Source organism: Bradyrhizobium sp. AUGA SZCCT0283 (assembly GCF_018130385.1).
Lineage (GTDB): Bacteria > Pseudomonadota > Alphaproteobacteria > Rhizobiales > Xanthobacteraceae > Bradyrhizobium.
The window spans coordinates 15,546-35,801 of sequence record NZ_JAFCLU010000020.1 but is presented as its reverse complement, the minus strand read 5'-3'; the positions used below and the strand labels follow the sequence as shown (position 1 = coordinate 35,801).

At 62.7% G+C, this 20,256-nt stretch carries 24 protein-coding genes; 15 read left to right on the top strand and 9 right to left on the bottom strand.

Annotated elements, in window-relative coordinates:
• Nucleotides 1-15 precede the first annotated feature (15 nt).
• The 3 genes from ntrB to cynS all read left to right on the top strand — a co-directional run bounded on the left by ntrB (nt 16) and on the right by cynS (nt 2,338).
• The gene (ntrB, locus tag JQ624_RS24875) at nt 16-855 is read left to right on the top strand and encodes a nitrate ABC transporter permease (RefSeq protein WP_212421548.1); all 840 of its coding nucleotides are present in this window, start codon (nt 16-18) and stop codon (nt 853-855) included.
• Nucleotides 856-860: 5 nt separating this feature from the next.
• Nucleotides 861-1,787, top strand: a complete 927-nt coding sequence (locus JQ624_RS24870) for an ABC transporter ATP-binding protein (RefSeq protein WP_212421547.1) — start codon at nt 861-863, stop codon at nt 1,785-1,787.
• A 62-nt stretch (nt 1,788-1,849) separates the two neighbouring features.
• Nucleotides 1,850-2,338 carry a cyanase gene (gene cynS, locus JQ624_RS24865; protein WP_212421546.1) on the top strand — a complete coding sequence of 163 codons (489 nt, stop codon included), beginning with the start codon at nt 1,850-1,852 and terminating at the stop codon, nt 2,336-2,338.
• 135 nt (nt 2,339-2,473) lie between these two features.
• Here the strand turns inward: cynS and JQ624_RS24860 are convergent, their stop codons facing one another.
• Nucleotides 2,474-3,286: an oxaloacetate decarboxylase gene (locus JQ624_RS24860; protein ID WP_212421545.1), complete on the bottom strand. Its 813-nt coding sequence runs from the start codon at nt 3,284-3,286 to the stop codon at nt 2,474-2,476.
• 116 nt (nt 3,287-3,402) lie between these two features.
• Between JQ624_RS24860 and JQ624_RS24855 the strand changes: the two genes are divergently transcribed.
• Nucleotides 3,403-4,314, top strand: a complete 912-nt coding sequence (locus JQ624_RS24855) for a LysR family transcriptional regulator (protein WP_212421544.1) — start codon at nt 3,403-3,405, stop codon at nt 4,312-4,314.
• A 50-nt stretch (nt 4,315-4,364) separates the two neighbouring features.
• Here the strand turns inward: JQ624_RS24855 and JQ624_RS24850 are convergent, their stop codons facing one another.
• Nucleotides 4,365-4,688 carry a DUF1476 domain-containing protein gene (locus tag JQ624_RS24850; RefSeq protein ID WP_212421543.1) on the bottom strand — a complete coding sequence of 108 codons (324 nt, stop codon included), beginning with the start codon at nt 4,686-4,688 and terminating at the stop codon, nt 4,365-4,367.
• Nucleotides 4,689-5,009: 321 nt separating this feature from the next.
• Between JQ624_RS24850 and purC the strand changes: the two genes are divergently transcribed.
• From purC to JQ624_RS24830, 4 genes are all read left to right on the top strand, one after another.
• Entirely contained in the window at nt 5,010-5,777 is a 768-nt protein-coding gene (gene purC, locus JQ624_RS24845) for a phosphoribosylaminoimidazolesuccinocarboxamide synthase (protein WP_171708996.1), read from the top strand.
• A 29-nt stretch (nt 5,778-5,806) separates the two neighbouring features.
• Nucleotides 5,807-6,046: a phosphoribosylformylglycinamidine synthase subunit PurS gene (gene purS, locus JQ624_RS24840; protein WP_212421542.1), complete on the top strand. Its 240-nt coding sequence runs from the start codon at nt 5,807-5,809 to the stop codon at nt 6,044-6,046.
• Nucleotides 6,047-6,057: 11 nt separating this feature from the next.
• A complete protein-coding gene (gene purQ, locus JQ624_RS24835) occupies nt 6,058-6,759 on the top strand; it encodes a phosphoribosylformylglycinamidine synthase subunit PurQ (protein ID WP_212421541.1) in 702 nt (233 codons plus the stop codon).
• 73 nt (nt 6,760-6,832) lie between these two features.
• A complete protein-coding gene (locus JQ624_RS24830) occupies nt 6,833-7,783 on the top strand; it encodes a tripartite tricarboxylate transporter substrate-binding protein (protein ID WP_409334372.1) in 951 nt (316 codons plus the stop codon).
• A gap of 11 nt (nt 7,784-7,794) precedes the next feature.
• Here the strand turns inward: JQ624_RS24830 and JQ624_RS24825 are convergent, their stop codons facing one another.
• The 3 genes from JQ624_RS24825 to JQ624_RS24815 all read right to left on the bottom strand — a co-directional run bounded on the left by JQ624_RS24825 (nt 7,795) and on the right by JQ624_RS24815 (nt 9,828).
• A complete protein-coding gene (locus tag JQ624_RS24825) occupies nt 7,795-8,334 on the bottom strand; it encodes a VOC family protein (RefSeq protein ID WP_212421539.1) in 540 nt (179 codons plus the stop codon).
• An 83-nt stretch (nt 8,335-8,417) separates the two neighbouring features.
• A complete protein-coding gene (locus JQ624_RS24820) occupies nt 8,418-9,350 on the bottom strand; it encodes a DMT family transporter (protein ID WP_212421538.1) in 933 nt (310 codons plus the stop codon).
• Nucleotides 9,340-9,828, bottom strand: coding sequence for a PaaI family thioesterase (locus JQ624_RS24815; protein ID WP_212421537.1), 489 nt, complete (start codon nt 9,826-9,828; stop codon nt 9,340-9,342). Before JQ624_RS24815 ends, JQ624_RS24820 begins: the two co-directional genes overlap by 11 nt.
• Before the next feature lie 163 nt (nt 9,829-9,991).
• Here JQ624_RS24815 and purL point away from each other — a divergent pair, with 163 nt between their 5' ends.
• Nucleotides 9,992-12,199 carry a phosphoribosylformylglycinamidine synthase subunit PurL gene (gene purL, locus JQ624_RS24810; protein ID WP_212421536.1) on the top strand — a complete coding sequence of 736 codons (2,208 nt, stop codon included), beginning with the start codon at nt 9,992-9,994 and terminating at the stop codon, nt 12,197-12,199.
• 136 nt (nt 12,200-12,335) lie between these two features.
• Here the strand turns inward: purL and JQ624_RS24805 are convergent, their stop codons facing one another.
• Nucleotides 12,336-13,520: an acyltransferase gene (locus JQ624_RS24805; RefSeq protein WP_212421535.1), complete on the bottom strand. Its 1,185-nt coding sequence runs from the start codon at nt 13,518-13,520 to the stop codon at nt 12,336-12,338.
• Between the two features lie 191 nt (nt 13,521-13,711).
• On the opposite strand from JQ624_RS24805, the gene JQ624_RS24800 reads away from it, so the two are divergent.
• Nucleotides 13,712-13,885: a DUF1328 domain-containing protein gene (locus tag JQ624_RS24800; protein WP_212421534.1), complete on the top strand. Its 174-nt coding sequence runs from the start codon at nt 13,712-13,714 to the stop codon at nt 13,883-13,885.
• A gap of 9 nt (nt 13,886-13,894) precedes the next feature.
• Here JQ624_RS24800 and JQ624_RS24795 read toward each other — a convergent pair whose 3' ends face one another.
• Nucleotides 13,895-14,254, bottom strand: a complete 360-nt coding sequence (locus JQ624_RS24795) for a DUF427 domain-containing protein (RefSeq protein ID WP_212421533.1) — start codon at nt 14,252-14,254, stop codon at nt 13,895-13,897.
• Nucleotides 14,255-14,439: 185 nt separating this feature from the next.
• On the opposite strand from JQ624_RS24795, the gene JQ624_RS24790 reads away from it, so the two are divergent.
• The 3 genes from JQ624_RS24790 to JQ624_RS24780 all read left to right on the top strand — a co-directional run bounded on the left by JQ624_RS24790 (nt 14,440) and on the right by JQ624_RS24780 (nt 16,720).
• Entirely contained in the window at nt 14,440-14,688 is a 249-nt protein-coding gene (locus JQ624_RS24790) for a BolA family protein (protein WP_212421532.1), read from the top strand.
• A 37-nt stretch (nt 14,689-14,725) separates the two neighbouring features.
• Nucleotides 14,726-15,904 carry a low temperature requirement protein A gene (locus JQ624_RS24785; protein ID WP_249130055.1) on the top strand — a complete coding sequence of 393 codons (1,179 nt, stop codon included), beginning with the start codon at nt 14,726-14,728 and terminating at the stop codon, nt 15,902-15,904.
• A gap of 570 nt (nt 15,905-16,474) precedes the next feature.
• A complete protein-coding gene (locus JQ624_RS24780) occupies nt 16,475-16,720 on the top strand; it encodes a hypothetical protein (RefSeq protein WP_212421531.1) in 246 nt (81 codons plus the stop codon).
• Between the two features lie 38 nt (nt 16,721-16,758).
• Here JQ624_RS24780 and egtD read toward each other — a convergent pair whose 3' ends face one another.
• Both egtD and egtB read right to left on the bottom strand, forming a co-directional pair.
• Nucleotides 16,759-17,730 (bottom strand): L-histidine N(alpha)-methyltransferase, encoded by a 972-nt coding sequence (gene egtD, locus JQ624_RS24775; RefSeq protein ID WP_212421530.1) that lies wholly within the window; start codon nt 17,728-17,730, stop codon nt 16,759-16,761.
• Nucleotides 17,731-17,778: 48 nt separating this feature from the next.
• Nucleotides 17,779-19,029, bottom strand: a complete 1,251-nt coding sequence (gene egtB / locus JQ624_RS24770) for an ergothioneine biosynthesis protein EgtB (protein ID WP_212421529.1) — start codon at nt 19,027-19,029, stop codon at nt 17,779-17,781.
• Nucleotides 19,030-19,330: 301 nt separating this feature from the next.
• On the opposite strand from egtB, the gene grxD reads away from it, so the two are divergent.
• Together grxD and JQ624_RS24760 are read left to right on the top strand one after the other, a co-directional pair.
• Nucleotides 19,331-19,669: a Grx4 family monothiol glutaredoxin gene (gene grxD / locus JQ624_RS24765; RefSeq protein ID WP_212421528.1), complete on the top strand. Its 339-nt coding sequence runs from the start codon at nt 19,331-19,333 to the stop codon at nt 19,667-19,669.
• On the top strand, nt 19,666-20,220 hold the full coding sequence (locus JQ624_RS24760) for an O-acetyl-ADP-ribose deacetylase (RefSeq protein ID WP_212421657.1): 555 nt from the start codon (nt 19,666-19,668) through the stop codon (nt 20,218-20,220). Before grxD ends, JQ624_RS24760 begins: the two co-directional genes overlap by 4 nt.
• Nucleotides 20,221-20,256: the final 36 nt, after the last annotated feature.

The following is a 20,256-nucleotide window of genomic DNA, read 5'->3' as shown; positions in this document are numbered from 1 at the left end:
GAGAGACTGTCTCCAATGACCTTCTCCCTTCGCTTCCGCGCGGCTGTGGTCTCGATCGCGCTGTTCGCGGCGTTCCTCGGCATCTGGCATCTCGCCACGCGCTCGACGGCCGCGACCACCACCATGACCCCGGAATACGCCAAGCTGATGGGGCTGACGGCTACCCAGGGCAAATCGGCGATGCCCGGGCCGCTCGATGTCGGCGCGAAATTGTGGGAGCACCTCAAGCAGCCGTTCTACGACAAGGGGCCGAACGACAAGGGCCTCGGCATCCAGCTCGGCTATTCCATCGGCCGCGTCGGCCTCGGCTATCTGCTTGCGGTTATCGTCGCGATCCCGCTCGGCTTCCTGATCGGCATGTCGCCCTTGATCAGCAAGGCGATCGACCCGTTCATCCAAATCCTTAAGCCGATCTCGCCGCTCGCCTGGATGCCGCTCGCGCTCTACACCATCAAGGATTCTTCGATCTCGGCGATCTTCGTGATCTTCATCTGCTCGGTGTGGCCGATGCTGCTCAACACGGCGTTTGGCGTGGCTGCCGTGCGCAAGGAGTGGATCAACGTCGCGCGGACGCTCGAAGTCGGCACCATCAGGCGCGCCTTCACCGTGATCCTGCCGGCGGCGGCGCCTACGATTCTCACCGGCATGCGGATCTCGATCGGCATCGCCTGGCTCGTGATCGTCGCGGCTGAAATGCTGGTCGGCGGCACCGGCATCGGCTATTTCGTCTGGAACGAGTGGAACAACCTCTCGATCACCAACGTCATCATCGCGATCCTCCTGATCGGCATCGTCGGCATGCTGCTCGACCAGATCCTTGCGCGCTTCACGCGCATGGTCACGTTTCCGGAATAGCTGGGATGACCGACAAATTCATTTCCATCGAGGGCATCGCGCGGCGTTATCCCGGCGCGGATGGGGCGGCGACCACCATCTTCGAGAATCTCTGGCTGTCGATGGGCCGTGGTGAGTTCGGCTGTGTGATCGGCCATTCCGGCTGCGGCAAGACCACCGTGCTGAACATCCTGGCCGGGCTCGACGAGCCCAGCGAGGGTGCCGTCATCGTCGATGGGCAGGCGATCGAGGGCACCAGCCTCGACCGCGCGGTGATCTTTCAGAGCCATGCGCTGTTGCCGTGGCGCACCGTGCTCGGCAACGTCGCCTATGCCGTGACCTCGAAATGGCGCAACTGGGACCGTGCCAAGGTGAAGGCGCATGCGCAGACCTTCATCGATCTGGTCGGCTTGACCGGATCCGAGCACAAGCGCCCCTCGGAACTGTCCGGCGGCATGAAGCAGCGCGTCGGCATCGCGCGTGCGCTCTCGATCACGCCGAAGATCATGCTGATGGACGAGCCGTTCTCGGCGCTGGATGCGCTGACGCGCGGCACGCTGCAGGACGAGGTCCGCCGGATTTGCCTCGAGACCGGGCAGACCGCCTTCATGATCACCCATGACGTCGATGAAGCGATCTATCTCGCCGACAAGATCTTCCTGATGACCAACGGCCCGGGCGCCGTGCTGGCCGAGATCGTGGAAAATCCGTTGCCGAAGGACCGCGGCCGCATCGATCTGCACCGCCATCCGCTCTACTACGCGCTGCGCAACCACATCGTCGATTTCCTGGTCAGCCGCAGCAAGACGTTTGCAGCTGATGTGACCGACCACGATCCGCGCAATGTGCCGACGGTACGGATCGGGAAGCCGGAACTGGTGGTTGCTGCCGGATCCGAGGATTCAACACAGGCGTCATGGCCGGGCCTGTCCCGGCCATCCACGTCTTTCTGACAGCAAGCAAGACGTGGATGCCCGGCACAAGGCCGGGCATGACGGGTTAGAAGGAGAGCCACATGAAACGCGAAGACCTCACCGAAAAGCTGCTCGACATCAAGCGCGAGAAGGGCTGGAGCTGGAAACACATCTGCGAAAAGATCGGCGGCTATTCGGAAGTGCTGATAACAGGCGCCATTCTCGGCCAGATGAAATTGACAAAACCGCAGGCCGCCAATGCCGGCGAGCTGTTCGGGCTGTCGAAATCCGAAATCGCCATGCTCAACGAAGTGCCGATGCGCGGCACCGGCACGCCGATGCCGCCGACCGATCCCTTGATCTACCGCTTCTACGAACTGGTGATGGTCAACGGCCCGGCATGGAAGGCGCTGATCGAGGAGGAATATGGCGACGGCATCATGTCGGCGATCGACTTCGACATGGTGATGGAGCGCCTGCCCAATCCCAAGGGGGACCGCGTCAAGATCACGATGTCCGGAAAATTCCTGCCGTACAAATATTACGGCGCCAGCGGCAACGTGCCGGAGTACGGCTTCAAGGAGGGGTAAGTCTCCCTCCGCCGTCATTGCCTGCGACAAACGCGAAGCGTTTGCGCAAGGGAGCGTAGCGACGAAGCAATCCATGCCTCCGCGTGCTGAAAGATGGATTGCTTCGCTGCGCTCGCAATGACTGGGAGAGACCTTTCATCTGAACGCCGCCCTGATCTCCCCGATCGGCGCCATCTCGCGCACAAAGGTGAACGCGCCCTGATCCTTCATCTCGCGGGCGCTCTTTAGGAACGCCGCAAGCGCGTAGCGCTCCATCGCGCCGCCGACGCTGATGCGCTTGACGCCGGCTTTCGAGAGTTGATCGACCGTCAGCGTCGGGTCGGCAAAGCCCATCACTAGGTTGAACGGCTTTCCGACCGACGACACCACGGTACGGATCGTGCCGATGTCATACAGGCCGGGGGAATACAATACGTCCGCTCCAACGGCCTCGAACGCCTGCAGCCGCTTGATGGTGTCGTCGAGATCCTTGCGGCCGTGCAGGAAGTTTTCCGCGCGCGCCGTCAGCGTGAACGGGAAGGGAAGTGCGCGCGCCGCTTCGACCGCCGCCTGCACGCGCTCGACCGCGAGCGAGAAATCATAGATCGGGTTGCCCGGATCGCCGGTCGAATCCTCGATCGAGCCGCCGACGGCGCCGGCTTCGGCCGCGCGCGCGATCGCCTTCGCCGCGGTCTTCGGATCATCCGCGCCGCAATTCTCCAGATCGGCGTTGACGGGCAGGTCGGTAGCTTCTGCAATCATCCGGCAGTTCTCGATGATGGCGTCGAGGCTGACGGTTAAGCTGCCGAGCGTATTGGCAAGGCCGAGGCTCGTGGTCGCCAGCGCCTCGAACCCCATCGCGGCGAGCAGTTTTGCCGTGCCCGCGTCCCAGGGATTGGGAATGATGAAGGCGCCGGGGCGCGCATGCAGCGCGCGGAACGCTTCGGCTTTTTCCATCTGGGTCCGCATCGGCAATCTCCGCTTTGTTGGCCGGTTCTGGCTGGCGGCGAAACTAGCGGCCCTATCTCCCATCAGCCAAATTTGTTATTTCTCTGTGCGTCATCAGCTTTTTGCATGGGAAAAACATGGACAGCGATGCGCTTCTCACGTTCCTGACCGTTCACCGCCACGGCGGCATTTCGAATGCTGCGAAGGCGCTGCACCGCTCGCAGCCGGCGATCTCGCGGCGCATCGCGCTGCTGGAGCAGGAACTCGGCGTGCCGCTGTTCGAGCGGATCGCGGGGCGCACCATGCTGAGCGATGCCGGGAGGGTGATGGTGCCGTATGCCGAGCGCGCGGTTGCCGCCGCCCAGGATGCGGAGAATGCGGTCCGCGCGCTGGCGCGGCCGAATTCAGGACCCGTTTCGCTCGCGGTGGTCGGCACGCTGGCCGGCGGGCGGCTGTCGGCGATCTTGAAACGCTTCGCGGCCGAACACCCCGAGGTCGAATTGAGCCTGCGCACCGCGACCAGCGCGGAGGTCAGCGACGTGATCCGGCGTGGCGAGGCAACCATCGGGCTGCGCTATGACCGCGACCGCTCGCGTGATCTCGATTGCGAGTTGCTGTTTGCCGAACGGTTGCAGGTGGTGTGTGCGCCGGACCATCCGCGCGCTGGCCGCCGTGTGACCAAACTCGCCGATCTCAGCGGCGAGCGCTGGATCGCATTTCCCGTGGTGCCGGGGAGGCGCGAGATCACGGCGTCGCATGTCTTCGCGCTGTTTCAGACCCACGGGCTCGGTAAAATCGACTGGACGCCGGTCGACAGCCTGACCGCGCAGAAGCGCCTGGTCGAAGCCGGCCTCGGCATCGCGCTGTTGTCGGAGAGCAATGCCGCGGAGGAGCTCCGCTACGGGACCATCGCCACCATCAGCGTACGCGATCTCAAGGCGAGCCACGACGTCGTCACGGTAACGCGCCGCGGCGGATTCTTGAGCGCGGCGGCGCGGCGGTTGCTGGAGATCGTTCGCAAGGAATTCAAAGAGGCGAATAGCGAATAGCGAATGGAAATTGCTCTATTCGCTATTCGCCACTCCCCATTCGCTACAGCTTACGTCCCCGCCTTCACCTGGGCGACGGCAGCCGCCATCAGCTCGTCCATCTTGGCGCGCACCTCGGCAGCGGTGACGGCGACGCCCTTGGCGGCAAAATCCTTCACGACCTTGTTCTGGACGTCCTGGTCGCCGGCTTCCTCGAAATCGGCCGCGACCACTTCCTTGGCGTAGGCATTGGCGTCGTCGCCGGTCAGGCCGAGTTTTTCGGCTGCCCAAAGACCGAGCAGCCTGTTGCGGCGAGCCATGGCCTTGAACTTCTGCTCCTCGTCGAGGGCGAATTTCTTCTCAAAACCTTCCTCGCGCTTGTCGAAAGTGGTCATTTCTTCGGTTCCAATCCCGGCCAAAAGGTATACGGGGCCGCGTTGTCGCGGCCCGATCGCCTACCTAGATAGAGGGGGCGAATCGGTAAAACAACAGGCCGTTCGGCCGCAGGGCAATCGGGATAAGTTGGGCCCAATCGGGCCGGGTCGATTGTGCTGGATGGGCCAATCGGATAGGTTGCCATCAGGCGAGGTTCTTGTTCTGTTTCCGGTCGCTTCTGTCCTGGACCTGGCCTTCACGGCAGCTCCGTCGTGGTCGCAAACCCTTGTCATCCGGAGCACACCAATTTCATGGATTTCAACAAAACACGGTACATCCCAATGAGCCGTCGACGCCGTATTTATGAAGGCAAGGCAAAGGTCCTGTATGAAGGCCCGGAGCCGGGAACCCTGATCCAGCACTTCAAGGACGATGCGACCGCGTTCAATGCCAAGAAACACCAGGTGATCGAGGGCAAGGGCGTCCTCAACAACCGGATTTCGGAGTACCTGTTTCAGCACCTCAACGACATCGGGGTGCCGACCCATTTCATCCGCCGCCTCAACATGCGCGAGCAGCTGATTCGCGAGGTCGAGATCGTGCCGCTGGAAGTGGTGGTGCGGAACGTCGCAGCCGGCTCGCTGTCGCAGCGCCTCGGCATCGAGGAGGGCACCCAGCTGCCGCGCTCGATCATCGAGTTCTATTACAAGAACGACCAGCTCAACGACCCCATGGTATCGGAAGAGCACATCACCGCGTTCGGCTGGGCGACGCCGCAGGAAATCGACGACATCATGGCGCTCGCCATCCGCGTCAACGACTTCCTCACCGGGCTCTTCCTCGGCATCGGCATCCGTCTGGTCGATTTCAAGATGGAGTGCGGGCGGCTGTTCGAGAACGAGATGATGCGGATCATCGTCGCCGACGAAATCTCGCCGGACTCGTGCCGGCTGTGGGACATCAAGTCGAACGAGAAGCTCGACAAGGACCGTTTCCGCCGCGACCTCGGTGGCTTGCTGGAAGCCTACACCGAAGTGGCAAAGCGGCTGGGCATCCTGATGGAGAACGAGCGTCCGGCCGGTACCGGCCCGGTGCTGGTGAAGAGCTGAGGCAAATTAAAACTACTGGGGCAAGTCTCGTGAAGGCACGCGTTACCGTTACGTTGAAATCGGGCATTCTCGATCCGCAGGGCAAGGCCATCGAAGGCGCGCTGAAATCGCTCGGCGTCGATGGCGTCGCCAGCGTCCGCCAGGGCAAGGTGTTCGACATCGAACTCGCAGGCGCCGACAGGGCCAAGGCCGAGGCGGCCTTGAAGGATGCCGCCGACAAGCTGCTGGCGAACACCGTGATCGAAAACTATCGGGTCGAACTGCTCTAGGCGCGCCTTTCATGAAATCAGCCGTTCTCGTCTTTCCCGGAATCAATCGCGAGCGCGACATGGCGCGTGCGTTGAAACTCGTCTCCGGCCAGGAGGCGGCGATGGTGTGGCATGCCGACACCGCGCTGCCGAACGGGACCGACCTCGTGGTCGTGCCCGGCGGCTTTTCCTATGGCGATTATCTGCGCTGCGGCGCGATTGCCGCGCGCGCGCCCGTGATGGACGCGGTGCGTAAATATGCGGCGGACGGCGGCCTCGTGTTGGGCGTCTGCAATGGTTTCCAGATCCTGTGCGAAGCCGGCCTGCTGCCCGGCGTCCTGATGCGCAACGCGAAGCTGAAATTCATCTGCAAGGATGTGCATCTGCGGGTCGAGCGCTCGGACACGCCATTCACGCGAGGCTACAATGCCGGCCAGGTCATTCGCGTGCCGGTCGCGCATGGCGAGGGTAATTACGAAGCCGACGAAGAGACGGTGAAGCGGCTGGAAGGCGAGGGGCGGGTGCTCTACCGCTACTGCTCGGCGGAGGGCGTCGTCGACGAGGAGTCCAACATCAACGGCGCTGCGGATTCGATCGCCGGCATCGTCAACGAGCGCGGCAATGTGCTCGGCATGATGCCGCATCCGGAAAACCACGTCGAAGACATCATGGGCTGCACGGACGGCCGCGGCCTGTTTGCGGGCCTCGCCGCACATTTGGAAAAAGTGGCGTGAAGTTGGATAGCGTTTTCGAGCGAAGTGGGAACCGGTTTGCGTGAAGAAAACGCGTCAAAAAAAGAATCTCGCAGTGAAACTGGCGGCCGCGCTCGCGGCATTGCTGGTGGCGTCAGCCGCCCATGCGCAGGACTATCCCAAGCGCCCCATCACCATGATCGTGCCGTTCGCGGCTGGCGGCACCTCCGACGTGATCGCGCGCGTGGTCGCCGAGGAGATGACCAAGTCGCTCGGGCAGCCGATCGTGATCGAGAATGTCGCGGGCGCCGGCGGTTCGACCGCGCTGACGCGTGCCGCGCGCGCGGAAGCCGACGGCTACACCATCGCCATCGGCAATGCCGGCACGAGTGCGGCGGCCTATACGATCTATCCGAAATTGCCGTTCACGCCGGAATCCTTTGCGCCGATCGCGGTCGTTGCCAAGACCTTCGGCATCGTCGCGCTGCGCAAGGATTTTCCGGCCAAGAACCTGCAGGATTTCATCGCCTATGCGAAGAAAAATCCCGGCAAGGTCAATCTCGGCCATGCCGGCGTCGGCTCCTCGAATTTCCTGATCTGCAAGAGCTTTGCGCAGGCCGCCGTCGTCGACGTGACGCTGGTCGGCTATCGCGGCGCGGCGCCGGCGCTGACGGATGCGATCGGCGGCCAGATCGACGGCGTCTGCGATTCGGCCGCCTCGGTGTCGCAGGCCATCGACGACAAGCTGGTGAAAGGCCTTGTCGTCGGCTCGACGGTGCGGCTTGCGACCTTGCCCGATCTGCCGACATCTTCGGAAGCCGGCCTTCCCGATTTCGAAGCGCAGGGCTGGAACGGCCTGTTCGCGCCGAAGGGCACGCCGCCTGCGATCATCGCGAAACTGAACGCCGCGGCCAAGGCCGCCGTCGAGAGCGAGGCGGTGAAGAAGCGCTTTCACGATCTCTCCACCGTCGCGCCCGACGCCAACGAGCACGCGAGCGAAGTGCTCGGCCAATTGGTGACGCGTGACGTCGAGAAATACAAAAAGCTGCTGGAAGAGAAGAAGTAGCCGGGCGCCGGTTACGTCGTCGCAAGCTCCTTCTCGTGAAGCCACGCCGTGTGCCGGGGAGGGCTCTTGGTTCTGGACCATTCCTCGACCATGTCGCGCGCGACTACCTGCATCCGCGCCAGCTGTTCGGGCGTCGCGGTCCACGTCGCGACTTCGAGGCGATGGCCGCTCGGATCCCAGAAATAGATCGACTGGAAGATCGTGTGATCGGTCGGCCCGATGACATCGAGACCAGCCGCCTCGGCGCGCGTCTTGGCTTCCAGAAGCTCGTCCATGTCCTTGACCTGCAGCGCAATATGCTGGGTCCAGTCGGGCGTATTGGGGTCTTTTCCCATCGGGGGTGAATTGGGAAGCTCGAAGAAAGCCAGAATATTGCCCGCGCCCGCATCGAGAAAGATATGCATGTAAGGATCGGGCGCCTTGGTCGAGGGCACCCGGTCTTCGGCAATGGCGCCCAACAGGTCCATATTCAGAACCTGCTTGTAGAAATCCACCGTCTGCTTGGCGTCTTTGCAGCGATAGGCGACGTGGTGGATTTGCTGGATCTTCATGGCAACCTCCCAATGTGCTGTCGCGGCAAATACTGGAGCGCACCGGGACCATGGCGCCTTGATGCGGATCAAACGAAGCCGGCCTACTTGCCGCGCAAGCGGTCGACCCACTTCACGAACCGGTTCCCCGGAATGGTCATCGCGGCGACGCCGGCCATGACAAGGACGAGGCCGAGCGCGAGATTTGCGGGCACGGCTTCGCCGAGCAGGACCACCGACAGGCCGACGCCGATCGGGATGCGCAGATAACCTTGCGCGTTGGTGGTGAGCGTGCCGAGCCGCGTCAGGCACATGTAGAACAGCATCAACCCGAAGGCGCTGGAGAATATTCCCATCGCGACCGTGGCCACCAGCGCCTCGGCCGTCGGCCGCAAGGTCCAGGGATGATCGACGATCAGCGCGAATGGCAACAGCACCATGCCGCCGAACAAGAGCGAGCCCGCGGCGACCACCATCGGGTCGTAGTCGGTCAGCCGCAGCCCGAAGATCGTCGCGCAGGCAAACGAGATGGTGGCGATCAGGATGACGATCTCGGCAAATATATTGGCATCGAATGTAGAGAGCGCATCGAGGCCGATGATCACGGCCGTTCCGGCAAGCCCCAGAATGGCGCCGAAAAGCTTGAGCAGCGTCGCTGGCTCGTGCCGCGTAATGGCCCAGGTGATGAGAAAGGCGAAGATCGGCGTCGTCGAGGCCAGCACCACCGTATTTGCCGCCGGCACATATTGCTGCGCCCAGGTGATCAGCAAGAACGGAAACGTCGAGTTGATGGTCTGCTGCTGGGCGAACAGCTTCCAGGCCCTGGCTTCCACAGGCATCGGGATCCCGCGCACGCGCAGGATCACCAGCAGAAAGGCTGCGGCGATCAGCGAACGCACCGAGATGAAGGTGATCGGCGGGAATGATCCGAGGCCGATCTTGGTCAGCGGATAGGTCGAACTCCAGCAGCACGCCAGTGCGAGCAGCAACGCATAGTCGCGCCAGCCGCGATGGGCCTGTGGCGCGTCAGGTGGCAACGGCGCCTGTGCCTGCCGGCTTCTTCCACTTCACCCGCTTGATGGTGCCTGAAAACGTGAACAGCGACCGGTCGGCGGATTTCAGCACGCCGCGCAGGAAGATCAGCGAGCCGCCGGCGCGGGTGATTTCGCCCTCGCATTCGACCAGCTCGCCCTCGCGCGCGGCGTCAAGGAATTCGCAGGAAAACGATACCGTGACGCCGGGTCCCTCCAGCACGGAAGAGCCGATCGCAAACAGGCAGTAGTCGGCGAACGACATGAAGCAGCCGCCATGGACGTTGCGCATGCCGTTAAGGTGCTTCTTTTCGACCCGGAACGCGCATTGCACGCGGCCGTTTTCGTCCATCCGGTGCCAGAACGGGCCGTTATGGGTCTCAAAACTGTCGCGGGTCCAGGTCCGCCAGCCCGCAAATTCGCCCTCGGTTTCGACATGCAGGTCGGGGCGGTGGTGGAATGCATTTTTGGGTAGTTCGTTCACTAAAAATGGCCCTTCAATTCAAGTGTTTCCGCCCTTAAATCCGATCCGGGAACGATGTGCAAACGCCGATCCTGCAGGGCTCTCCCCGCAAAGCTCTGGACAGGGCGGAAATGCGCCATAAAAGGCCTTTTCGCACCCCCGCGATCTACCTAATAAGAGACCCATGAACGAGCCCCAGATCACCCCCGAACTCGTCGCCAGCCATGGCCTGAAGCCCGACGAGTATGAGCGCATCCTCAAGCTGATCGGGCGGGTGCCGAGTTTCACTGAACTGGGGATTTTCTCGGCGATGTGGAACGAGCACTGCTCGTACAAGTCCTCGCGCATCCATCTGCGCGGCCTGCCGACCAAGGCGCCGTGGGTGATCCAGGGTCCGGGCGAGAACGCCGGCGTCATCGACATCGGCGACGGCCAGGCAGTCGTGTTCAAGATGGAGAGCCACAACCACCCGAGCTATATCGAGCCCTATCAGGGCGCAACCACCGGCGTTGGCGGCATTCTGCGCGACGTCTTCACCATGGGCGCGCGGCCGATTGCCTGCCTCAATGCGCTCTCTTTCGGCGCACCGGAACATCCCAAGACGCGCCATCTGGTTTCGGGCGTGGTTGCCGGTGTCGGCGGCTATGGCAATTCGTTCGGCGTGCCGACGGTTGGCGGGCAGGTGCGTTTCCACACCCGCTATGACGGCAACATCCTGGTCAACGCGATGGCGGTTGGGCTGGCCGACACCGACAAGATCTTCTATGCGGCGGCGTCAGGCGTGAACATGCCGATCGTCTATCTCGGCTCCAAGACCGGGCGTGACGGCATTCACGGTGCCTCGATGGCATCCGCCGAATTCGACGACGATTCCGCCGAGAAGCGGCCGACGGTGCAGGTCGGCGATCCCTTCGCGGAAAAGCTGTTGCTGGAAGCCTGTCTCGAAATCATGGAAAAAGGTTGCGTGATCGCGATCCAGGACATGGGCGCGGCCGGCCTGACCTGCTCGGCGGTCGAGATGGGCGCCAAGGGCGATCTCGGCGTCGATCTCGATCTCGATGCGGTGCCGACACGCGAAACCGGCATGAGCGCCTACGAGATGATGCTCTCGGAAAGCCAGGAGCGCATGCTCATGGTGCTCAAGCCCGAGAAGGAAAAAGAGGCCGAGGCGATCTTCAGGAAGTGGGGGCTCGACTTTGCCGTCGTCGGCTACACCACGCCGAGCAAGCGCTTCGTGGTGAAACATGGCGGGGACGTCATGGCCGACCTGCCGATCAAGGAACTGGGCGACGAGGCGCCGCTGTATGACCGCCCGCATGTCGCATCCGCGGCGTTGCCGGTGGTGCACGCGCGTGAAGTGGAGCCGCCGCTCGGTATCTCGGCGGCGCTGCAAAAACTGATCGCAACGCCCGAACTGTGTTCGAAGCGCTGGGTGTGGGAGCAATATGACCACGTCATTCTCGGCAATACCGTGCAGCGCCCCGGCGGCGACGCCGCGGTGGTACGCGTCGAGGATGGGCCGAAGGGGCTGGCGCTCACGGTCGACGTGACGCCGCGCTATTGCGAGGCCGATCCGTTCGAGGGCGGCAAGCAGGCCGTCGCCGAAGCCTGGCGCAACATCACCGCGGTCGGCGGCCGTCCGCTGGCGATCACCGACAATCTGAATTTCGGCAATCCGGAACGCCCCGAAATCATGGGCCAGTTCGTCGGCTGTCTGAAGGGCATTTCCGAAGCCTGCCGCGTGCTGGATTTCCCGGTCGTGTCGGGCAACGTCTCGCTCTACAACGAAACCAATGGCCGCGGCATTTTGCCGACGCCTTCGATCGGCGGCGTCGGCCTGCTCGACGATTTCACGAAATCCGCCACGCTGGCGTTCAAGGCTTCCGGTGAAGCGATCCTGTTGATCGGCGACACCCAGGGCTGGCTCGGCCAATCCGTGTACCTGCGCGATGTCTGCGGCCGCGAAGAGGGCGCGCCGCCGCCAGTCGATCTCGCGGCCGAAAAGCGCAATGGCGACGTGGTGCGCGGCATGATCCACGCCGGCACCGCAACCGCGGTGCACGACGTTTCCGACGGCGGGCTCTTGATTGCGCTGGCGGAGATGGCGATTGCGAGCGGGATCGGCGCGCAGCTGTTGGCGGCATCGAGCTCGATCGTGCCGCACGCCTTCTGGTTTGGCGAGGATCAGGCGCGCTATATCGTGACGGTGCCCGCGGCGGATGCCGGCCTGGTGCTGGCCAAGATGAAGGGCGCGGGCGTGCCGTGCGCGCGGATCGGCACCACGGGTGGCGATGCGATTGCGGTTGCGGGTGAAACGGCGGTGTCGGTGGATGCGCTCAAGTCGGCATTCGAGCACTGGCTGCCGGCCTATATGAGCGGCAAGGCGGTCTAGGCACGCTCTCTCCACGTCATTGCGAGCGAAGCGAAGCAATCCATTTTCGCCGTTTGCGGAGAGATGGATTGCTTCGTCGCTGCGCTCCCTTGCACAAACGCTTCGCGTTTGTCGCAGGCATTGACGGCCAGAACGTTCACAGCACCCTCGTTGCGCCCGGGATCTGCCGCAACGCTCGCGTCAGCGCCCAGCTCAGCGCGACGGTCAGTACGAATCCGATCGCGGCCTTGACGATCGCCGGCAGGTCGTAGTCGAACAGCCAGTATTGCAGCCACAGTGCGATCGGGTAGTGCACCAGGAAGATGCCGTAGGCGTCCGCCTGCATCGGATCGAGCAGCTTGGCCGAGCCTGATTGCCTGAACCTCTGGAAAAAGGCCAGGATCAGAAACATGATGGCCACGCTGAAGACTGTAAAGCAGATGGCATAGAGCGCTTCATACCAGTTCGGCAACGGCGACGGGTTGCCCAGTATTTCGCGCTTGATGAAGATCAGCACCCACAAGAGGCAATACGGAACGATCGCCAGCACCATCCAGTCCCAGCTGACCCTCGCCATCCGGCCGTCTGCAGCGAGCAGCCCGCGATCCATTTGCGCAACGCCGATGCCGGCACCGAAAAAGAAGTAACTCGCATAGAGCATCACGCGCCCGTGCTGGACCGAGAACGGCCCGAACTCGAACCAGCTGGCTGGTCCGTAAATCATCAGCCCGGGAACATAGAACGCTCCGGTGACGGCAAGCATGACCGCGAAGAACACCGCGGGCCGGCGGCGGCCGTGCAGCGAGAGGCGATTGATCGGATCGAGCAGATGGGGCGACAGCCGGTACAGCAGGCAGGCAACCAGGTCGAAGGCGAACAAGACCCAGAGAAACCAGATCGGCCCGCTCGGCCACGGACCCTTCGTGACCATATTCCACCAGTAATCCGAAAAGCCGATTTCGGGATGGTGCCGCAGGGATATCGCATAATAGGCGAGCGGAATGACTGTGAAGGCGCAGATCACGAACGGCAGGCCAAGCCGGAGCAGGCGATCGGACAGATAGTTCAGCGGGCCCTTCCGGGCGATGCCAGGCCAGACGAACAGGCCCGACAGAAAAAAGAACATCGCCATGAAGAAACTGTCGGTGGCGAGCACGATCATGTCGAAGCCGAAGAACGACTTCGGATCGGTGTGACCGAAATAGGTATAGGGGATGACGGCGTGGTGCAGCAGCACCACCAACGTCAGGAAGGTGCGGGCGCGGTCGAGCGAAGGGTTTCGCGATTTGGCCTTGGGCACTGCGGCCAATTCGGCATGCCCCACGGCTGAAATCGATGTCATGCGCACCTCCCGGCCAGGCTTTTCAGGTCAAATGTTGCAGCCGGGAACCCGATTCAGCAAGGCCGAATCGGACCTGTCGAGCCGCGCTTCCGCTACCAGGCTGCTTCGGAACCGGCGGCGCAACCCGCCGTTTTAGGTCGGGTGAATTGACGGGCCACCATGGGCGTGGCCCAGAGGTCCCGGAGCACGCAATGACAATTCTCAAATGGGCGCTGATCTTCTTTCTGGTGTCGATCGTCGCCGCCCTTCTCGGCTTCACCGGCATTTCGGCGGCCTCCGCCGACATCGCCCGCTTCCTGTTCTATGTCTTCGTCGTGATCTTCCTGGTGCTGCTGATTCTCGGGCTCACGATATTCAGGGCGTAGGTACCGGGTCTACGCCACTTCCTCGATCGTCACCTTGTCCGGATAGAACGCCAGATGGCCGGCGATCTCGGCCATGGCCGGGAAGGGCGTCTCATAGGTCCAGATCGAATTTTCGATGCTCTTGCCGTTGGCATTGATGCTGAAGTAGTTCGCATCCCCCTTGTAGGGGCAGTGCGTGGTCCGCTCGGTGCGGGCCAACAGCGCCATATTGGCATCCTCGCGCGGCACATATTGCACCGCCGGATAGCTGGCCTCCTTCAGGGTCAGCGCATGGGTGGTATCGGCGATTACCATGCCGCCCACCGAGACCCGGACGCGCCTGGGGTTTGCCGTAATCGTGATCGGATGGTCGGGACCGGGCAATTTCATGATTTTGAGCCTCTTTTTCAGTCAGCCCGAAATCATCGGGCGCGACCGGATCTCACGGTGTCAAACGGTTGGAGGCGGAATATAGTGCCGCCAGGCGTGACCTAGAAGAGCCTACGCGCTAGGTTCGGCCGTCACGGTCGCGCGAGCCGGCCGTGATTCGAAACACCTGACGGAGACATGCTGGAATGCCGATGGACGCCCACGATATCGAATCGATGATCAAGGCAGCTATTCCCGATGCCGAGGTGACGATCCGCGATCTCGCAGGCGACGGCGACCACTACGCCGCGACCGTGATCTCGGAGTCCTTCCGCGGCAAGTCGCGCGTTCAGCAGCACCAGATCGTATACCAGTCGCTCAAGGGGCAGATGGGCGGCTTGCTGCATGCGCTGGCGCTGCAGACCGGGGTACCTGGCGGACCCCGGGGTACCTGAGGGCTGGCCCCCGGCAAGCTGCAGCGGGGTCGCATCGATGACGGACAATCCGCACGGCGCGATGTTTCGCCCGATCGTGCCGCACCAGCACAGCCGCGTCACCTATGTCGAGCTGTTCTTCGACCTCGTCTTCGTCTTTGCGGTTACCCAGATATCGCACACGCTGCTGGCTCACTTTACGCCGCTGGGCGCGCTGCAGGTCACGCTGCTGTTTCTCGCGGTGTGGTGGGTGTGGGTCTTCACCTCCTGGGTCACCAACTGGCTCAATCCGGAAAAGACTCCGGTCCGGCTCTTGCTGTTTGCGATGATGCTGGGCGGGCTGGTGTTGTCGACCTCGATCCCGGCCGCGTTTGAAGCGCGGGGATTGTGGTTCGCCATCGCCTATGCGGCGATGCAGGTCGGCAAGACGATATTTCTGTGGCTGTCCACGCCGCCGTCGCGCCCGCGGGCACGCATGAACGCCATCCGGATCGCGGCCTGGCTTTCGATGTCGGCGGTCTTCTGGATCGCCGGCGGCGTGATGGAAGGCCAGTCGCGGCTGACGCTGTGGGCCATTGCGCTCGTCATCGAATATATTTCGCCGGCGGTGCGGTTCTGGATTCCCCGCTATGGCGCGTCCTCCGTCGCGGACTGGATGATCGAGGGCGGCCACATGGCCGAGCGCTGCGCGCTGTTCATCATCATCGCGCTCGGCGAATCCATCGTCGTCATCGGCGCGACCTTTGCCGAACTCACCTGGACGACCGAAAACGTTCTGGCGTTCGTCTCCGCCTTTGTCGGCAGTCTCGCAATGTGGTGGATCTATTTCCACATCGGCGCCGAAGCCGGCTCCGAGCAGCTCTCAAAATCGAGCGAGCCGGGAAGGCTGGCGCGTCTGGCCTATACCTATCTGCACATGCCGATCGTGGCCGGCATCATCGTCTCAGCGGTGGCCGACGAACTGGTGCTGAAACACCCGGGCGGTCATTCCGATCTCAAGACGGTGATCAGCGCGATCGGAGGCCCCTTGCTGTTTCTGTTCGGGACCGTCCTGTTCAAGCACAGCTTTCGCGGCTTCCTTCAACTCTCGCACGGGGTCGGCATCGTCGCACTCGGCGTGCTTGCCTGGTTCGCAAGCGAGCTTTCGCCGCTGGTGCTGTCCATCCTCACCACCGCGATCATGATCGTGGTCGCGGTCTGGGAGTCGATCTCGCTGCAATCCGATCCGGCAGGGTAGCACCTTTAATCAGGCAGCGATTGCCTGACCGGCAGCAATGACGGCGTGCTGTGCTGATCGACGACGTTTCGAAGAACGAGAGTTGACAATTGCACGACGAGCGCCCGCAGTCTGGCGTTCTCCTCGATCAGGGACGCCCGGTCGGTGTCCGTCTCTTGATCCCAAGCCGGGTCCGCGTGAACGGACGACGAGCTGGAAAATTCCCTCCGATTGCCGGACGTTGGATACGCATTTCCCATGACTGACATCCCCTGGCACGAACTCACCCCTAGCCGAGCCTGCCGCAGAAACTCGGCTGAGTCCGCGTCAAAAGTTGGACGTTTCGAAGGGCAAACGGGAGCGCAGATGTAGCCATTTGCGGGCGGGCCGATAAAGATGAAGATTTGTTAAGAAGTTTGTCTATAGTGGGCGCGGCAAAGGTGCGGGGACGCGCGGCGGCGTAGCACCTTTCCATCAGACCTTGACCAGCGCGATCACTCAGAGTCCACGGACTGCCGTGGCTGGGAATACGCGCCTATGAAACAAAGTGAAGCAAGAGTACGCATCATTCAGGAGTGGGATCGCTGGATCTTGACGCAAGCGATCGAGCAGGACCGGCCCACTGGAAAAGACTCGTTGAAGTTCTTCCACGAACTGCAGGACACCGGATCGCCGCTATTGGATTTCCAGTCTCGCGGGCAGGACAAGTGGCGGATCATCCACGCGTGGCTGCTGGGGGCAGACCGGTTGTTCGACGACTGGATATCTGCCGCGCCCCGGATCGCTCCGTCACGACGGATGCGACCGCACCGTACGAGATCGGTCTGCAAGACCTGAACTGCAACGACCCGAGCTGCAAAGCTCGGGTCCACTCCTCAGGCTGATGCCGCCAGCGCGTGAACCGAAAACATCCGGTCGCGGTCGGTCCAGGATTCCCGCACCGACCAGCCGGAGTCGCGCGCCAGTGCGGTAAAGCGGTCGAGGCTGTATTTGTAGCTCGACTCGGTGTGGATGCTTTCGCCGGGACGGAATGAAAAATTCCGCCCGAGGATGCGCACGGTCTGCGCCTTCTTGGCGATCAGGTGCATCTCGATGCGATGCCGCTCGCGGTTATAGACCGAGCGGTGCATGAAGGCGGAAACGTCGAAATTGCCGCCGAGCTCGCGGTTGATGCGGACCAGAACGTTGAGATTGAATCGCGCGGTGACGCCGGCGGCGTCGTTATAGGCGTCATAAAGCACCCGCTCGTTCTTTTCGAGGTCGACGCCGATGATCATCTGCGCGCCTTCGCCCAGAATGTCGCGCGCGCTGCGCAGGAAGGCCCGCGCTTCGTGCGGCTCGAAATTGCCGAGCGTTGATCCCGGAAAGAACCCGACCTTGGGCATCCCTTCGATCTCGGCCGGCAGGGCAAACGGCGCGGTGAAATCGGCGGCAACCGGATAGACGCCAAGCTCGGGAAAGTCCTTGCGCAAGGCGCCCGCCTGCGCGTTCAGGAAGTCGCCGGAAATGTCGACCGGGACATAGGCACCGAAATCGCAGCGCTCCAGCAGCAGGCGGACCTTGGTGGTGGCGCCGGCGCCGAACTCCACCAGCGCGGCGCCGCTCGGAATGATGGAAACGATCTCGTCGCCGCGGCTGCGCAGGATGCCGAGCTCGGTGCGGGTCGGATAATATTCCGGCAGGACCGTGATCTGCTCGAACAGTTCGGAGCCCGCGGCGTCGTAGAAATATTTCGGCGACAGGCGCTTGGGAAATTGCGACAGGTTGCCGATCACGTCGCCGGCAAAGGCGGAGGTCTGCTCATCGAACGGGTAGCTCTGGGCCAAAGCGGCGGCATGCACATTCATGATACTCTCCCGAGCGCGCTTTCCGGCGCGCTATGATGATCGGAAACATCAGGCGTAATCGGCGAGGCGTAACCCCGTGAATTGCCAGCGGTGGTGCGGGTAGAAGAAGTTACGATAGGTGATACGGCTGTGGCCGGGTGGAGTTGCAAGCGAGGAGCCGCGCAGCACCAGCTGGTTGACCATGAACTTGCCGTTGTATTCGCCCAGCGCACCCTCGATGGCGCGGTAGCCGGGGTAGGGGGAGTAGGCGCTGCGGGTCCACTGCCAGACGATGCCGAAGGCGTCGTTGAGCTGGCCGGCGCGGGCGGCGACCTCCCATTCCATTTCGGTCGGCAGATGGCGGCCGGCCCAGCGCGCGAACGCATCCGCCTCGTAATAGCTGACATGGCTGACCGGGGCTGAAGGGTCGATCGGCTGCAATCCGCCGAGCGTCATGATCCGCCATTCGCCGTCGACCTGGCGCCAGTGGCCGGGGGCCTGCCAGCCTTCATTGGTGACCGTGGCAAAGCCGTCCATCAGCCACAGCGTGGCCGTGCCGTAGCCGCCGTCCTTCATGAAGGCCAGCCATTCGGCAGTGGTGACGAGGTTGCGGGCGAGCCTGACCGGGCCAACGAGAGCGCGGTGCGCCGGCTTCTCATTGTCGAAATGGAAGCTGTCGTCGGTGTGTCCGACGGTGTGGATGCCCTCGTTGAGGGTGACCCATTCCTCAGTCTCGCGATGCGACGCCGGGAAGCGCCAGGACGGATCATAGGCCGGCGGAATCGGGTTCTGCGCAAAGGCGTGCAGGATGTCGGTCAGCATCAATTCCTGATGCTGCTGCTCGTGGTTGAGGCCGACCTCGACCAGGGGCACGAGCTTGGCAAGGCGCTCCTTGTCGATGCTCTGGAAGAACTTCACCACGGCGGCATCGACATGCCGGCGATAGGCGGTGACTTCGTCGGCGCTCGGACGGGTGAGGTGGCCGCGCTGATGGCGGGCGTGCCGGGGACCCGCGCTGACGTAATAGGAATTGAATAAAAACGCGTAGTCGGGGTGGAAGGGCTGGTAGCCCTCGCAGTGCTCGCCGAGCAGGAATTGCTCGAAGAACCAGGTGGTATGGGCGCGATGCCATTTGGCCGGGCTGGCGTCCGGCATCGACTGGATCAGCTGATCCTCGGGGCTTAAGGGAGCGGCACGGCGCTCGGTCTCGCCGCGGACGGCCAGATAGGCTTCCACCAAATTCTGGGCGAGGGTCCCTGAATCGGAGAAAAGTGACGGGGTAGGGCTGGCAAGCGACGCGGCGGATACTGATTTCGTCACAGGTGTCTCCGGTGAGCGGGGAGAACGTTAGTCCGGCAAACTGGTTCCCGACGGGCGGTCCGTCCTAGATAGGGGTTCCCGTCCGGGAAAAAAGCCTTCCCCCGCTATGATATTGATGTCGTCAGACTATGGGCCGCGGCCGCCCCGGAGCCCGCGCCGGGCCTGCGCATGCCAGCTCCTCGCCATTTTACTTTGGATGCACAACGGTTTGGGCTACATATATGGTCAATACCGGGTTAGACGGGACGAGCCGGGCCGTCAGGCGAAGCCGCAGGGGGCTGTGCCCCAAAAGGAAGCGAATATGAGCATCGAACAATTCATCGACAATGAAGTGAAGGCGAACGACGTCGTGCTGTTCATGAAGGGCACGCCGCAGTTTCCGCAGTGCGGGTTCTCCGGCCAGGTGGTGCAGATCCTCGACCACGTCGGTGTCGGCTACAAGGGCCTGAACGTCCTGGAATCCGCCGAACTTCGCAACGGCATCAAGGAATATTCGAACTGGCCGACCATCCCGCAGCTCTACGTCAAGGGTGAGTTCGTCGGCGGCTGCGACATCATTCGCGAGATGTTCCAGGCCGGTGAATTGCAGCAGCTGTTCGCCGACAAGGGCGTCACCGTCAACGCGGCGGCTTCGGCCTGAGCGCTCCCGCGCGCCAGATCGGCAAGGCGCGGCTGGAAGTCATTGTTGCCGACATCACCACGCTGCGCGTTGACGCCATCGTCAACGCCGCGAATTCGTCGCTCCTCGGCGGGGGCGGCGTCGACGGCGCGATCCATGATGCAGCCGGGCCCGAGCTGTTGGCCGAATGCCGCAAGCTGGGCGGCTGCGAAACCGGCGACGCCAAGATCACCAAGGGATATCTGCTTCCAGCGCGGCATGTGATCCATGCCGTCGGGCCGATCTGGTACGGTGGTAACCGTGGGGAGGATGAGCAACTCGCCTCGTGCTATCGCCGTGCGATCGAGCTTTGCCGTGACAACAATCTTAAATCCGTGGCGTTTCCCGCGATTTCAACCGGTGTCTTCCGATTCCCGGCAGAACGTGCCGCGAAAATTGCGGTCACCACGACGGCAAAAGCGCTGCCGTCGGCGCCGTTGCTGACCCGCGTCATATTTTGCTGCTTTTCCAGGGGCAGCGGCGTGCTGCATGAGGAGGCTCTGGAAGCGTTTGGCGGCCCTTGTGCCGACTGACGCGTCGACGCTACACTCCCTGCCGTAGCTCGGAGG

Bases quoted from the DNA above. Each gene is read 5' to 3' on its own strand.
- cynS (WP_212421546.1), top strand. From the start codon at position 1,850: ATGAAACGCGAAGACCTCACCGAAAAGCTGCTCGACATCAAGCGCGAG.
- JQ624_RS24850 (WP_212421543.1), bottom strand. From the start codon at position 4,688: ATGACCACTTTCGACAAGCGCGAGGAAGGTTTTGAGAAGAAATTCGCC.
- JQ624_RS24795 (WP_212421533.1), bottom strand. From the start codon at position 14,254: ATGAAATTGCCCGGTCCCGACCATCCGATCACGATTACGGCAAACCCC.
- purC (WP_171708996.1), top strand. From the start codon at position 5,010: ATGAGCCGTCGACGCCGTATTTATGAAGGCAAGGCAAAGGTCCTGTAT.
- purQ (WP_212421541.1), top strand. From the start codon at position 6,058: ATGAAATCAGCCGTTCTCGTCTTTCCCGGAATCAATCGCGAGCGCGAC.
- purL (WP_212421536.1), top strand. From the start codon at position 9,992: ATGAACGAGCCCCAGATCACCCCCGAACTCGTCGCCAGCCATGGCCTG.
- JQ624_RS24825 (WP_212421539.1), bottom strand. From the start codon at position 8,334: ATGAAGATCCAGCAAATCCACCACGTCGCCTATCGCTGCAAAGACGCC.
- JQ624_RS24805 (WP_212421535.1), bottom strand. From the start codon at position 13,520: ATGACATCGATTTCAGCCGTGGGGCATGCCGAATTGGCCGCAGTGCCC.
- JQ624_RS24860 (WP_212421545.1), bottom strand. From the start codon at position 3,286: ATGCGGACCCAGATGGAAAAAGCCGAAGCGTTCCGCGCGCTGCATGCG.
- JQ624_RS24855 (WP_212421544.1), top strand. From the start codon at position 3,403: ATGGACAGCGATGCGCTTCTCACGTTCCTGACCGTTCACCGCCACGGC.
- egtD (WP_212421530.1), bottom strand. From the start codon at position 17,730: ATGAATGTGCATGCCGCCGCTTTGGCCCAGAGCTACCCGTTCGATGAG.
- JQ624_RS24870 (WP_212421547.1), top strand. From the start codon at position 861: ATGACCGACAAATTCATTTCCATCGAGGGCATCGCGCGGCGTTATCCC.
- JQ624_RS24785 (WP_249130055.1), top strand. From the start codon at position 14,726: ATGACGGACAATCCGCACGGCGCGATGTTTCGCCCGATCGTGCCGCAC.
- JQ624_RS24790 (WP_212421532.1), top strand. From the start codon at position 14,440: ATGCCGATGGACGCCCACGATATCGAATCGATGATCAAGGCAGCTATT.
- JQ624_RS24800 (WP_212421534.1), top strand. From the start codon at position 13,712: ATGACAATTCTCAAATGGGCGCTGATCTTCTTTCTGGTGTCGATCGTC.
- grxD (WP_212421528.1), top strand. From the start codon at position 19,331: ATGAGCATCGAACAATTCATCGACAATGAAGTGAAGGCGAACGACGTC.
- ntrB (WP_212421548.1), top strand. From the start codon at position 16: ATGACCTTCTCCCTTCGCTTCCGCGCGGCTGTGGTCTCGATCGCGCTG.